This window comes from Ancylobacter aquaticus (genome assembly GCF_004339465.1).
GTDB classification, from domain to species: Bacteria; Pseudomonadota; Alphaproteobacteria; order Rhizobiales; family Xanthobacteraceae; genus Ancylobacter; species Ancylobacter aquaticus.
Genome location: NZ_SMFY01000001.1, coordinates 673491 through 686058, shown reverse-complemented (window position 1 = coordinate 686058; position 12568 = coordinate 673491). Strand labels below are relative to the sequence as shown.

Here is a 12568-nt window from a genome sequence, read left to right as displayed (position 1 = left end):
GAATTGCCGTCGCGGCCCGTCCTACCCGCCCTCGGCCGCACTGGCAACGCGGCGCCAGGCCTGGATGATGGCCTGCGCGGAGAGGCGGATGTCGTCATCGGTGGTAGAGGCGCCGATCACCGAGAGCCGCATGATCCAGCGCCCCCGCCAGTTCGCCCCGGCGGCGAAGCAGGTGCCGTCCTCTTGCACCGCCGCGAGAGTGGCGCGGGTCAGCGTATCGCCGGCGGCGATGTCCGCCTCTCCGCCGAAGCGCACCGCCACCTGGTTCAGCGCCACCTCGTTCAGCACCGTGATCCCCGGCGTGGCGGCGAGCAGCCCCGCCAGCAGCCGCGCCTGCGCGCAATGGCGCTCCACCATGGCGGCGATGCCGGCCCGGCCGAAATGGCGCAGCAGCGCCCAGGTGGCGAAGCCCCGGGCGCGGCGCGAAAGCTCCGGCACATAGTGGGAAGGGTCGCGCTCATGCTCGCTCACCGGCGGCAGGTAGCTGGCGGCAATCGTCATCGCCCGGCGATGGGCGGCGGCATTGCGCACGATGGCATAGCCGCAATCGAACGGCGTCTGCAGCCATTTATGCCCGTCCGTGGCCCAGGAATCGGCGCCCTCGACCCCACAGGCGAGGTGCGCGCGCGTGGGGCAGGCCCGCGCCCAGAGGCCGAAGGCGCCGTCCACATGCACCCAGCCGCCGCGCGCGCGGGCGAGCGGCACGAGCCGCTCATGGGCGTCGGTGACGCCGCTATGGATATGCCCGGCCTGCGTCACCACGATCAGCGGCGCGCCTTTGGGCACGTCGCGGGCGAGCCGCTCCTCGAAGGCGGCGGGCTGCATCACGCCCTGCGCGTCGGCCGGCACGCGGATCAGGCTCGCCTTGCCGAAGCCGAGATAATGTAGGGCGGAAAAGACACTGGCGTGGGCCTCCTCGCCGATCAGCACCCGCACCGGCGGGGCGCCGAACAGGCCCTGCGCCTCCACGTCCCACCCCGCCCGCGCCAGCACCTCGCCCCGCGCGGCGGCGAGGGCGACGAAGCTTGCCATGGTGGCGCCGGTGACGAAGCCGACCGAGCTTTCCGCCGGCAGGCGCAGCAGCTCCAGCAGCCAGCGCGCGGCCACCGTCTCGGCGGCGGCGGCGGCGGGCGCGGCCACATGATTGGCGGTGTTCTGGCCCCAGGCGGCGGTCAGCCAGTCGGCGGCGACTCCGACCGGGTGGGAATTGCCGATGACCCAGCCGAAGAATCGCGGCCCGGTGGAAGCGTGCAGGCCCGGCTCAGCCCGCGCCACCAGCGCCGCCAGCACCTCTGGCGCCGCCATGCCCTGCTCGGGCAGCGCCTCGTCGAAGGCGGCGACGCAGTCGCCATAGCTTGCCGGCGCCCGCTGGTGCGCCGGCAGCGCCCTGCGATAGGCAATGGCACGGCGCGCCGCCGCCAGCAGTAGGGCCTCGGTATCCTCGTCTGGCGCGTCGTCTCGTGTCATCCCGGCCCTTGCCCCGAAGGGCGGCCATCCTAGGCGGGGCGCGCGCCCTGTCCAGAGCCGGCCGTCGGACGCCTCGAAAGCGCGGCAAAGAGGCTGGACAGCGGCGGGAATAGGGTATAATTCCTATTCATCAGATAAAAATCCGATCGCGAATCATGCTCAGCCACGCGCATATCTGGCGCGCCCTGGACACGCTGGCGGAACGGCTGGGCCTCAGCGCCTCGGCCCTCGCCCGGCGCGCCGGGCTGGACGCCACCACCTTCAACCGCTCCAAGCGCGAGGCGCCGGACGGGCGGCCGCGCTGGCCCTCCACTGAGAGCATCGCCAAGGTGCTGGCCGCCACCGGCACCAGCCTCGACGATTTCATGGCGCTGATGGATGGTTCGGGACGTCGCGCCATTCCGCTCATCGGTTTCGCCCAGGCGGGCGAAGGCGGCTTTTTCGACGATGCGGGCTTTCCGGTCGGCGGCGCCTGGGACGAGATCGCCTTTCCCAATGTGGGGGACGAACACGCTTATGCGCTGGAGATCGCGGGCGATTCCATGCTGCCGCTGTACCGCGACGGCGATGTCGTCGTGGTGTCGCCCGCAGCGCCGATCCGGCGCGGCGACCGGGTGGTGGTGAAGACCCGGGAGGGCGAGGTGCTAGCCAAAGAGCTGAAGCGCCAGACCGCCCGCACGGTGGAACTGCGTTCGCTCAACCCCGAGCATCCCGACCGGATGCTGCAGGACGGCGAAATCGCCTGGATCGCCCGGGTGCTGTGGGCAAGCCAGTAACAGCCTCCCCGTAAAGCCCCTGATGTGGAAACGGCCCCGCGTGGGGGCCGCCTCTCGAAGCTCGTTGGGCGCCTGCGGTCAGCAGCGCACCGCCACGCGGCGGCCATAGCGATCATAGGCGTAGCAGTCGCCGGGGGAGGTCGCCGCGCCGATCACAGCGCCCGTGCCGGCGCCAACCGCCGCACCCACCGCCGCGCCGGTGCCGCCACCCGCCAGACCGCCGATCACCGCGCCGGTGCCGCCACCGATGAGCGCACCGCCGGTGGCGCGGCGTTCCGTGGTGGTGCAGGCTGCGATGCTGAGCGTGGCCAGCGAAAGCACAACGATCTTGAGCATGATCCCTCTCCTCTTGAGCATGCCGGACCTGCCCAGCAGATCGCGACGGCATTTCCCCGATGTCGACGGCCGCACCAGCGCGCGCATGACGCGGCCGGCAGACGACCGTTGAGGTAACGTGCACCTGCCGCGTCGGTTCCACGTTCAGGAAGAAGGGCGAGGATTGCGGCCTTGCACCCGCCGCCGCGCCGAGCTGATGGATTTTTTCGGGGAGGTCTCCATGACCATCCGGCGTGGAGACGTCGTGCCCGATTTCGCGGCCGAAACCAGCGAGGCGCTCCAATCGCAGCGCAGCGGAGAGCCGGGATCGCCCGCCTGATGGCACGACCCGGATCGGCCTCCGGCAGTCCGGCCCTCAAGGCTGCAGCGGCTTGCGGTACTGGATGAAGCCGGTGCGCTCGGCCACGCCATTATAGAGCCGCTGCGCCGTCAGGTTGGTCTCGTGCGTCAGCCAATAGACCTTGGGGCTCCCCTTCGCCGTCGCGTCGGCCGCGACATGGGCGATCAGAGCCTGACCCAGCCCGCGCCCGCGCTGGCTGGCGTCGACGAAAAGGTCGTTGAGGTAGCACACATCGCCTACCCACCAGGTGGAGCGATGGAACAACCAGTGGGTGAAGCCGACGGCCTGCCCGCCCTCGTCGAAGGCCAGCGCGCCATGCACCGGCTCGGCGGGGTCGAGCAGGCGTTGCCACGTCGTCTGCGTCACGTCGGCGGGAAGCTCGGCCTCGTAGAAGGTGAGATAGGCCTGCCAGAGCGGCAGCCAGAGCGCGTGATCGTCGGGGTTGAGCGCGCGAATATCCGTCATGCCAGCACCATGCCTGCGGCAAGGTCACTGCCGCGCAAGAACTCGTCCGCCGCCATCGCCCGGCTGCCGGCCTTCTGCACCTCGACGAGCCGCACCGCGCCACCCGCCCCGCAGGCGATGGTCAGCGCCCCGTCCAGCAGCGTGCCGGGGGCGCCGGCGCCGTCCGTCCGCGTCGAGCGCAGCACCTTCACCCGCGTGCCGGCGAGATCGAACCACGCGCCGGGGAACGGCGAGAGGCCGCGGATATGGTCGTGCACCGCCTGTGCCGGCTTGCTCCAGTCGATGCGGGTTTCGCCCTTGTCGATCTTGGCGGCATAGGTCACGCCCTCGGCTGGCTGCGGCTGGAACGAAAGCGCCCCGCGCTGCAACCCCGCCAGCGCCCGTCCCATGAGATCGCCCCCGACGATCATCAGCCGGTCGTGCAGTTCGCCCGCCGTCATGTCCGGCCCGATGGCCACACGCTCGACAAGACCCACCGGCCCAGTGTCGAGCCCGGCCTCCATCTTCATCACGGCGACCCCGGTCTCGCTGTCGCCGGCCATGATGGCGCGCTGGATCGGCGCCGCACCGCGCCAGCGTGGCAGCAGCGAGGCGTGCAGGTTCAGGCAGCCCAGCGTCGGCAGGTCGAGGATGGCCTGCGGAAGAATGCGGCCATAGGCGACCACGACAGCGGCCTCCGCCTCATGGGCGGCGAAGGCCTCGGCCGCCTCTTCGGTGCGCAGTGTCGACGGCGTCAGCACCGGAATGCCGAGCCGCTCGGCGGCGCGGTGCACCGGCGAGGGCACGAGATCGAGCCCGCGCCGCCCGGCCGGGGCCGGCGCGCGGGTATAGGCGGCCACCACCTCGTGGCCGGCACCGACAATCTCGACCAGCGTCGGCACGGCGAAATCCGGCGTGCCCATGAAGACGATGCGCATCAGACCTCCCGGCGACGGTCGAAAAGGGAGCGGCGGGCGGCGGGGGTCAGACCCCGTCGCGCTCCTTCTTCGCGAGCTTGGTGAACTTGGTGATCACCCGGTCGCGCTTGAGCTTGGAGATATGGTCGATGAACAGCACGCCGTTCAGATGGTCGATCTCGTGCTGCACGCAGGTGGCGAGCAGCCCGTCGGCGTCGATCTCCTGCGTCTCGCCGTTCAGGTCCATATAGCGGACCCGCACGCGCGCCGGCCGCTCGACATCGGCGTAATATTCGGGAATCGACAGGCAGCCCTCGGAATAGACCGACAACTCCTCCGAAGAGGCGATGATTTCCGGGTTGATCAGCGCGATCGGGTGCTTCTCGCGCTCGGCTTCCTCGTCGTCGGCACCTTCGGCCCTGGCTTCGCGCGGGCCGACATCGACGGTGACGATGCGCTCGGGAACCCCGACCTGGATCGCTGCCAGCCCGATGCCGGGCGCGTCATACATGGTCTCGAACATGTCCTCGACGATGGAACGTATGCGCGCATCCACCCGCATGACGGGATCGGAGAGCTGGCGCAGGCGGGTATCGGGGAGGATCACAAGAGGACGTATCGACATGGCGTCCAGATAATCGCTGGCCGGGCTTCGGTCAACGGAACGAATGCCCGGATTGCACTGGATGTTCACTCTACGTTCGCGTCCCGCGTCGAATCTGCTAGAAGCGGGTCATGGATCAGGTTCTGTTCGTCATCGGCGGTCATCCCGTGACGCTGGCGCAGATGGTGGGCGGCGCGGCGGCGCTGGCTTTCCTGCTGCTGGTGGCGGTGCTGCGCGCGGTCTCCCGCAGCGCCCGGCAGAACGCGAGCGAGGCGGACGAGCAGGCGCGCCGCGCGGACGAGCTGGAAATGCGGCTGGTCGAATTGGCCCGCACCCAGGCGGAAACCGTGGGGCGGGTGCAGTCCATGGCCGAGGTTCTGGCGCACCGTCAGGGCGAACTCGCGCGGGCGGTGGCCGAGCGGCTCGACGCTTCCTCCCACCGCATGGGCGAAAGCCTCGCCCGCGCCAGCGAGGCGACGCATGAGAACCTCGCGCGGCTCAACGACCGGCTCGCCATTGTCGACCAGGCGCGGGCCAGCCTCGGCGAACTCTCGGGACAGGTGATGAGCCTGCGCGAGACGCTGTCCAACAAGCAGGCGCGCGGCGCCTTTGGCGAGGGACGACTGCAGGCCATCGTGTCGGACGCCCTGCCGCGTGACAGCTTCGCCTTCCAGCACACGCTGGGCAATGGCCGGCGCGCCGATTGCGCGATCTTCCTGCCCGGCGACAAGCGTCCGCTGCTGGTCGATTCCAAATTCCCGCTGGAGGCGATCACCGCCTTTCGCGAGGCGCGGACGCCGGAGGCCCGCAAGCCGGCCGAGGCGCGGCTGAAGGGGGATGTCGGGCGGCATGTGAAGGACATTGCCGAGCGCTACCTCATCAGCGGCGAGACGCAGGACGTGGCGCTGATGTTCGTGCCGTCCGAATCCGTCTATGGCGAGTTGCACGAGCATTTCGACGACATCATCCAGCAGGCCTTTCGAGCCCGCGTCATCCTCGTCTCGCCCTCGCTGCTGATGCTCGCCGTGCAGGTGGTGCAGTCTATCTGCAAAGACGCCCGCATGCGCGAGCAGGCCGACCTCATCCGCGCCGAATGCGGCAAGCTGGTCGCCGACGTAGTGCGGCTGCGCGAGCGCGTCGGCAATCTGCAGCGGCATTTCGGCCAGATGAACGAGGACGTGGCGCAGGCGCTGACCTCCGCCGACAAGATCGCCCGGCGCGGGGAACGCATCGAGCAGCTCGAATTCGAGGCGGACGGGCCGGCAGGCGATCCGCTGCCAGAGCTGCTGCCGACCCCGCCGCTGTCCACATCTTCACTGCGCGGCGCGGCGGAATAACGCGCCCGTCTTTAATCCGTCCAATTCGCAGGATGAGGCTTTGCTGATAGTTTGATAGAACGTTTCTATCGTGACGTCTCAGAAAGCCTCCCGCGTGATCGACCGTTTTGAACTTCTGCTCGCCCTCGCAAAGGAGCGCCATTTCGGCCGCGCCGCCGAATCCTGCGGCGTCACCCAGCCCACCCTCTCGGCCGGCCTCAAGCAGCTTGAGGAACAGCTCGGCGTGCGCCTCGTCGAGCGCGGCTCGCGCTTCATCGGCTTCACCCCGGAAGGCGAGCGGGCGCTGCAATGGGCGCGGCGGGTCATCGGCGACGTGCGCGCCATGCGGCAGGAAATCGCCGGCATGCGCAAGGGACTTTCGGGCCATCTGCGCATCGCCGCCATTCCCACCGCCATGCCGATGCTCTCCGAGCTCACCACGCCGTTCCACGCCAAGCATGCCGATGTGCGCTTCACCCTCATTTCCGCCTCCTCCAACGAGGTGCTGCGGCTGATCGAGAATTTGGAGGCAGACGCCGGCATCACCTATCTCGACAACGACCCGCTTGGCCGGCTGAAGACCGTGCCGCTCTACAAGGAAGGCTACCGCTTCCTGACTTCCGTCGGTGCCCCGCTGGGAGACCGCACCACGGTGACATGGGAAGATGTCGCACAGGTGCCGCTGTGCCTGCTCACCCCCGACATGCAGAACCGCCGCATCGTCGACAAGCAGCTCGCCGAGGCGGGCCACGCCAAGATTGTTCCCATGCTGGAAGCCAACTCCACCATCGCCCTGCTCTCGCATGTGCGGACCGGCAAATGGGCGAGCGTGGTCGCCAACACGCTGGCGGACGTATTCGCCTTTCCCGCCAACATCCGCTCCCTCCCGATCGAGGGGCCGGAGGTGCTGCACCAGATGGGCCTCGTCGTGCTCGACCGCGAGCCGATGACACCGATCGTCACCGCCCTGCTGGCCGAGGCGCGCGCTGTCGCACCGGGGCTGACCGAGCGGATTTGAGCGGCTGATCTGCGCGCCGGCGCTCTCCGAACAGGCCTCAGCCCGCCACGCGCTCCTTCGCACCGACTTGCGACGATACCGGCTTGTGAACAACACCCTTCTCCAGGATGACCATGGAGTCGTGCACGTGAATGCCCGTGCAATGAGAGCTGACGGAGGGATGAACGACGCCGTTCCAGTGATACCAGTGATGGATGTCGGCAATCACCTCGCCGATGTAGCGGAAGAAATTGCGCCTGGCCCTGTAGCCGCCGCCGAAATCCCGCCAATAGGCGGTATGGAGGTCCTCGATCACATATATCCCGCCATCGCTTAGGCGGCCGAACAACGCCTCCAGCGACACGCGGAGGTGCTTCATCTGGTGGCTGCCATCGTCGAGGACGATGTCCACGCCACCCATTTCGTCGACGACGGACTGCAGGAAGGCCACGTCGTCCTGCGACCCGATCCGGACCTTCCCGGCCACTCCGTCATACTTGATGCATTCCGGGTCGATATCGATCCCGTGGATGAGGGCGTCGGGCCCGAAATATTTCCGCCACATCTGCAAGCTTCCACCCTTGCTGACCCCGATCTCCAGAAATTTTACTTTACCGCCGCGAAACGGCGAAAAATATCGATCGTAAAGCGGAATATAGTGGTGCCATTTGTGAACAATTCCGACATCATTTTCCGAAAAAAACGCAAGCATATCGCCGTTATAATCATATTTACGAGCAATATCTTCGTAGACTTCTTTTACATCGGCGTAGGGAAATTGATAGCCCATGGGGCGGGGTCGCAATATCGCATCTTCCCACCGAAGAACGCGCTTGGGCAGGAAGGGTCTCAGTCGCGCCCGGACGCTCATGTGCATCACCTTCATCGAGACCTGAACAAACGCGCAGCATACGCACGTGCGGGCAGGTAACAAGACAGACGGCAGACAGCAGCGGCAGGCGTCGGCAGCAGGTATTGTAACTTTGCGTCAGCAAAGCAGCGCTCTGTGTAGCCGGCATGCATGGGCGGAACCGTATTCGCTTTGGACGGTTTATCCCGCGACGCGGCGCACGCCGCGGATCGACGTGGAGGCTTACATGCTGGGTTGGGCGCTGACTTTTCTCGTGGTGGCTTTGATCGCCGCCGTTCTCGGCTTCGGCGGCATCGCCGGGACCGCCATCGAAATCGCCAAGATCATCTTTTTCGTCGCCATCATCCTGTTTCTGGTGTCGGCGGTGTTCGGCTTCATGCGCCGGGGACGCGCGCCCTGACCGGCGCTCGTTCCTGAGTGACTCAACACACAAACGCCCCCGGCCGAAACCGGGGGCGTTCTCGCGTGGGGGTGCGAGTTGGACAGCTGTATGTGCGAAGGTCATCGTGCCGAACGGGGCCGGTCAGGCGAAGGCGGCTTTAAGGCCGGTCAGGTGCGCTCGGCGGCAAGAACCGCCCGCGTGGTCTTGTCGGGGCCGAAATCGCTGGCATCGTCCAGCGCCAGCATTTCGCCGAGGCGCTTGCGCGCGCGGTTCACCCGGCTCTTGATGGTGCCCACCGCGCATTGGCAGATGTCGGCAGCTTCCTCATAGGAAAAGCCCGAGGCACCAACAAGCACCAGCGCCTCGCGCTGGTCGGAAGGCAGTTGTTCGAGAGCCGCGCGGAAATCCTCGAAGTCCAGATGGGTGTTCTGGTCGGGATTGCTGGTCAGCGTCGCGGCGAACGCGCCGTCCGAGTCCGGCACTTCGCGCCGGCGCTTGCGGTACTCGGAACGAAAGAGGTTGCGCAGGATGGTGAACAGCCAGGCCGGCAGGTTGGTCCCCGGCCGAAAGCTGGAAATGTTGGCGAAGGCGCGCAACAGCGTCTCCTGCACCAGATCGTCCGCGCGATCGACGCTGCCCGACAGCGAGATGGCAAAGGCCCGAAGATTGGGAATCGCGGCGATAATCTCGTCGCGCAAGGTCGGATCGAACCTGCTCACTTCCGTCCTCCGCCCTCACTGGACGGGGTGTCCGCCTTGTCGAGCTTGGAAAGAAGGTCCATGAACCGATCCGGCACGCCTTGGCGCACCACGTCGTCATACATGGCCCGCAGGTGCTGGCCGATCTTGGCCTGGATTTCGCTGCCGAGGACGGTTTCCTTTCCGCCTTCGTGATGTGAAGAAAGCCCATTCGCCGCAGCGGACACGCTCTCGGAATGATCGTCACTCATCAATTTCTTTCCCGACATCGAGCCCCCGGAATGGTCGAGAGGAGTTGGCTCCGTCGCTAGATACGCAGTCACAACGACCCAGACGCGAAACGGTTCCGGGGAATTGTCGGTGCAGCACATAAATTTTTTGCGTACTCTGGAACCGAACGCTCCATCATGCGTTAACAGCCGCTTCACAATTGCAGCTTCGGGGAGACGCGAGTGAGCACTTCTCAACTTGTCGCGCAGCACCTGCCCTTTCTGCGCCGCTATGCGCGCGCACTGAGTGGCAGCCAATCGGCTGGCGATGCCTATGTTACGGCCATGCTAGAGACCCTCATCGCCGACCCCAGCACGCTTGACCGCTCCGTGGACCCCCGCGTGGCGCTCTACAGCCTTCTCACGCGCCTGTGGGATTCGGTTGCGTTGAACGCGCAGGTCGACGCCGTCCCCGCCCCGCTGCAGGGCGAGCGGCGCCTGGGTCACATCACCCCGGTGGTGCGGCAGGCCTTCCTTCTGGTCTCTCTGGAAGGGTTCACGGAAGAAGAGGCCGCCGGCATCCTGCAGATCGACGTGCCGACCCTGCGCAAACTGGTCGAGGATGCCGGGCGCGAACTGGCGGCGGAAATCGCCACCGACGTGCTCATCATCGAAGACGAGCCCTTCATTGCGCTCGATCTTGAGGGCCTCGTGGAGGGCCTCGGCCACCGCGTCACCGGCATCGCCCGCACCCACACCGAAGCGGTGGATCTGGCACGGCGCAAGGCGCCCGGACTCATCCTCGCCGATATCCAGCTGGCCGACGGTTCGTCGGGGCTCGATGCGGTGAATGAGCTGATCGAGAAGACGGAAGTCCCGGTCATCTTCATCACCGCCTATCCCGAGCGCTTCCTCACTGGCATTCGCCCGGAGCCGGCGTTCCTGATCGCCAAGCCCTTCCAGCCGTCGACCGTCGCCGCCGTTATCAGCCAGGCGCTGTTCTTCGAGCGACGCGCCCGCCCGCGGGAGCAGCGCGCCACCGCCTGAGCGCAGATAAATGCCCCTGCCCGACAATATCGACCTCGTCGACAACGCTGCGCGCTGGATCACGGTCCTGTCGTCGCTGGCGATTTTCGTGGGGCTGGTGCGCCTGCTGCACCTGCGCCGCAATCTCGCCCTCCGCACACGGCTCCTGGGCTTGCTTCTGGCAACCCTGGTGCTGATGTTCGGCCTGCTGTCGCTGCTCGTCATCTTCGACACCGGCAACACCTACCCGATGCTGCCGACGGCAGTGCGGCTGGGCATCAGCCTGCTGAACCTCATCGGGGCGGTGGCGCTGTGGTCGAATTTCGGGGCGCTGCTCGACATGCCGATGCCCCGGCAGGCAGTGAGCGAGCAACGCCGGCTCACGCTGGAACTCGCCACCGCCCTGCAGCGCTACGAGATGGCGCTGCGCGGCTCCAATGTCGCGATCTTCACGCAGGATCGCGAGCTGAACTACACCTCGGTCAGCAAGCCGCTGTTCGGCTTTCCGGTGGAACGGGTCCTCGGTTCCACCGATGCCGATCTGCTCGGCGAGGGGCAGGCACAGGCGCTGACGCTGCTGAAGCGCGAGGCGCTGGCCGCCTCGGCCTCACGCAAGGGCGAGATCGAGATCGAGGAAGCCGGCCGCAAATGCTGGTATGACATCCATATCGACCCGCTGCGAGACCTCGCCGGCACCACGGTGGGGCTCACCGGCGCCGCCGTCGATGTGACCGAGCGCAAGGAGAACGAGCAGCACCTGCGCCTTCTCATGCGCGAACTGACCCACCGCTCGAAGAACCTGCTGGCGGTGATCCAGGCCATGGCCCGGCAGACCGCCCGTCACGCCGGCTCGATCGATGGTTTCGTGGAAATCTTCAGCGCCCGGCTGCAGGCTCTGTCCAAATCGCACGATCTGCTGGTGCAGGAGAGCTGGTATGGCGCCTCGCTGCCCGAAATGGTGCGCTCGCAGCTTGGCCATCATCTCGACCGCGAGAACAGCCAGTTCACCATCGAGGGACCCAACCTGTTCCTCAAGCCGGAGGCGGCGCAGAATATCGGCCTCGCCATCCACGAACTCTCCACCAATGCGGCCAAATATGGCGCGCTTTCAGTGCCGACCGGCCATGTCGACATCATCTGGGCGCAGCGCTCGGCCGAATCCGGCGGCGGTTTCGAGCTTTCCTGGCGCGAGCGCGGCGGACCGCCCGTCACCAAGCCCGCCGGGCGCGGCTTCGGCTCGCTGGTGATCGAACGCAACCTGGCCCGCGCCCTCGATGGCACGGTCAATCTCGACTTCGCGGCCACCGGCCTCGTCTGCACCGTTATCGTGCCGGAATATCACCTCATCCCGGACCGCTGATCGCGCGGCCCGGCCCCGTCGGCGACACGTTCCCCGGCGGCGCCCCCCTTCCCCCACGCGAAAACGTGATCGTCGGCGGGAACGCGGAGCCCTCCTGCGCATTAACGTTAATATGACGGCGACGTGGTCGCCGCCCAGATTTCACCGATGCAAATCGTCTGCGGACAAGCTCCGGCGGCGGCGTGGTTCACGTCGCTGTGCCGATGGCGGCTGCCTGCGGATACAGCCGGAAGGAGAGCCGTGATGACGGGCATCGACAGCATCTTCAAAGGTTCAGCCTATCTTCTCGGCGCCGCGACCGGCGTTGCTCTCATGGTGCCGCTTGCCGCCGGCGCCCTTGCCACGGGGTCGATGACGCGGGTGGCCCCGCAAGCCATGGCGATCGAAGCCTTTGGCCCCGAAGCGGGCGCGCGTCAGGCGCATCTCGTCAATCGCAGCGGCAAGGGTGCGCGTTTGGACGTTGCGCCGCGCCCTGCGGTGTCGTCGCGCCCCAAGATGTCATCGGACTCCCCGGCGGTGATCGTCCCGGTCCGGGCGCCGGCCAGCACGCAAACGCCCACCGTCGTCACCAACCAGCCGGAGATCGCTCCCGTGGCGCCCGCGCGCGCCACCCGCACGCCCAAGGGGTGCCTGTCGGCGCTGGGCGTGACCAAATCCAGTCTATCGACCGAAGAGCTGACGGTTTGCGTCGCTGATGCGTCGATGATCGGTCGCGGCTGATCCGTTCATAATAATATACCTCTGGCACAAATCGAAAAATAACTGGAACTTCTTCCATTCCGTTACGTTTCTACTGCAGATGATCGAGCAATCGATCTGACTTTG

General features: G+C 66.9%; 15 protein-coding genes. 7 read left to right on the top strand and 8 right to left on the bottom strand.

All coding sequences use genetic code 11. The features are described from left to right. Window positions 1–21: 21 nt before the first annotated feature. Window positions 22–1467: a pyridoxal phosphate-dependent decarboxylase family protein gene (locus EV667_RS03180; protein ID WP_131833867.1), complete on the bottom strand. Its 1446-nt coding sequence runs from the start codon at window positions 1465–1467 to the stop codon at window positions 22–24. A 155-nt stretch (window positions 1468–1622) separates the two neighbouring features. Here EV667_RS03180 and EV667_RS03175 point away from each other — a divergent pair, with 155 nt between their 5' ends. Next, window positions 1623–2243, top strand: a complete 621-nt coding sequence (locus tag EV667_RS03175; protein WP_131833866.1) for a S24 family peptidase — start codon at window positions 1623–1625, stop codon at window positions 2241–2243. A gap of 78 nt (window positions 2244–2321) precedes the next feature. Here the strand turns inward: EV667_RS03175 and EV667_RS03170 are convergent, their stop codons facing one another. From EV667_RS03170 to def, 4 genes are all read right to left on the bottom strand, one after another. Next, a complete protein-coding gene (locus EV667_RS03170; RefSeq protein WP_131833865.1) occupies window positions 2322–2579 on the bottom strand; it encodes a YMGG-like glycine zipper-containing protein in 258 nt (85 codons plus the stop codon). A gap of 355 nt (window positions 2580–2934) precedes the next feature. Then, entirely contained in the window at window positions 2935–3384 is a 450-nt protein-coding gene (locus EV667_RS03165) for a GNAT family N-acetyltransferase (RefSeq protein ID WP_131833864.1), read from the bottom strand. Further along, on the bottom strand, window positions 3381–4301 hold the full coding sequence (fmt, locus tag EV667_RS03160) for a methionyl-tRNA formyltransferase (RefSeq protein ID WP_131833863.1): 921 nt from the start codon (window positions 4299–4301) through the stop codon (window positions 3381–3383). Before fmt ends, EV667_RS03165 begins: the two co-directional genes overlap by 4 nt. Before the next feature lie 46 nt (window positions 4302–4347). Next, the gene (gene def / locus EV667_RS03155; RefSeq protein ID WP_131833862.1) at window positions 4348–4905 is read right to left on the bottom strand and encodes a peptide deformylase; all 558 of its coding nucleotides are present in this window, start codon (window positions 4903–4905) and stop codon (window positions 4348–4350) included. Window positions 4906–5015: 110 nt separating this feature from the next. On the opposite strand from def, the gene EV667_RS03150 reads away from it, so the two are divergent. Together EV667_RS03150 and EV667_RS03145 are read left to right on the top strand one after the other, a co-directional pair. After that, on the top strand, window positions 5016–6221 hold the full coding sequence (locus EV667_RS03150) for a DNA recombination protein RmuC (RefSeq protein WP_131833861.1): 1206 nt from the start codon (window positions 5016–5018) through the stop codon (window positions 6219–6221). A 94-nt stretch (window positions 6222–6315) separates the two neighbouring features. Next, window positions 6316–7218: a LysR family transcriptional regulator gene (locus EV667_RS03145; RefSeq protein ID WP_131833860.1), complete on the top strand. Its 903-nt coding sequence runs from the start codon at window positions 6316–6318 to the stop codon at window positions 7216–7218. A 37-nt stretch (window positions 7219–7255) separates the two neighbouring features. Here EV667_RS03145 and EV667_RS03140 read toward each other — a convergent pair whose 3' ends face one another. Then, on the bottom strand, window positions 7256–8068 hold the full coding sequence (locus EV667_RS03140; protein ID WP_245515948.1) for a class I SAM-dependent methyltransferase: 813 nt from the start codon (window positions 8066–8068) through the stop codon (window positions 7256–7258). Window positions 8069–8294: 226 nt separating this feature from the next. Here EV667_RS03140 and EV667_RS03135 point away from each other — a divergent pair, with 226 nt between their 5' ends. Further along, window positions 8295–8468, top strand: a complete 174-nt coding sequence (locus tag EV667_RS03135) for a DUF1328 domain-containing protein (protein WP_018389091.1) — start codon at window positions 8295–8297, stop codon at window positions 8466–8468. Between the two features lie 149 nt (window positions 8469–8617). Here EV667_RS03135 and EV667_RS03130 read toward each other — a convergent pair whose 3' ends face one another. Together EV667_RS03130 and EV667_RS03125 are read right to left on the bottom strand one after the other, a co-directional pair. After that, window positions 8618–9169 (bottom strand): sigma-70 family RNA polymerase sigma factor, encoded by a 552-nt coding sequence (locus tag EV667_RS03130; RefSeq protein WP_026221278.1) that lies wholly within the window; start codon window positions 9167–9169, stop codon window positions 8618–8620. Beyond that, on the bottom strand, window positions 9166–9399 hold the full coding sequence (locus EV667_RS03125; RefSeq protein WP_131833858.1) for a NepR family anti-sigma factor: 234 nt from the start codon (window positions 9397–9399) through the stop codon (window positions 9166–9168). Before EV667_RS03125 ends, EV667_RS03130 begins: the two co-directional genes overlap by 4 nt. A 201-nt stretch (window positions 9400–9600) precedes the next feature. On the opposite strand from EV667_RS03125, the gene EV667_RS03120 reads away from it, so the two are divergent. The 3 genes from EV667_RS03120 (at window position 9601) to EV667_RS03110 (ending at window position 12463) form a co-directional block, all read left to right on the top strand. After that, the gene (locus EV667_RS03120) at window positions 9601–10404 is read left to right on the top strand and encodes a response regulator (RefSeq protein ID WP_131833857.1); all 804 of its coding nucleotides are present in this window, start codon (window positions 9601–9603) and stop codon (window positions 10402–10404) included. A 10-nt stretch (window positions 10405–10414) separates the two neighbouring features. Beyond that, a complete protein-coding gene (locus EV667_RS03115) occupies window positions 10415–11743 on the top strand; it encodes a sensor histidine kinase (protein ID WP_131833856.1) in 1329 nt (442 codons plus the stop codon). Between the two features lie 243 nt (window positions 11744–11986). Then, window positions 11987–12463 (top strand): hypothetical protein, encoded by a 477-nt coding sequence (locus EV667_RS03110; RefSeq protein ID WP_131833855.1) that lies wholly within the window; start codon window positions 11987–11989, stop codon window positions 12461–12463. The last annotated feature ends 105 nt before the right edge of the window (window positions 12464–12568 follow it).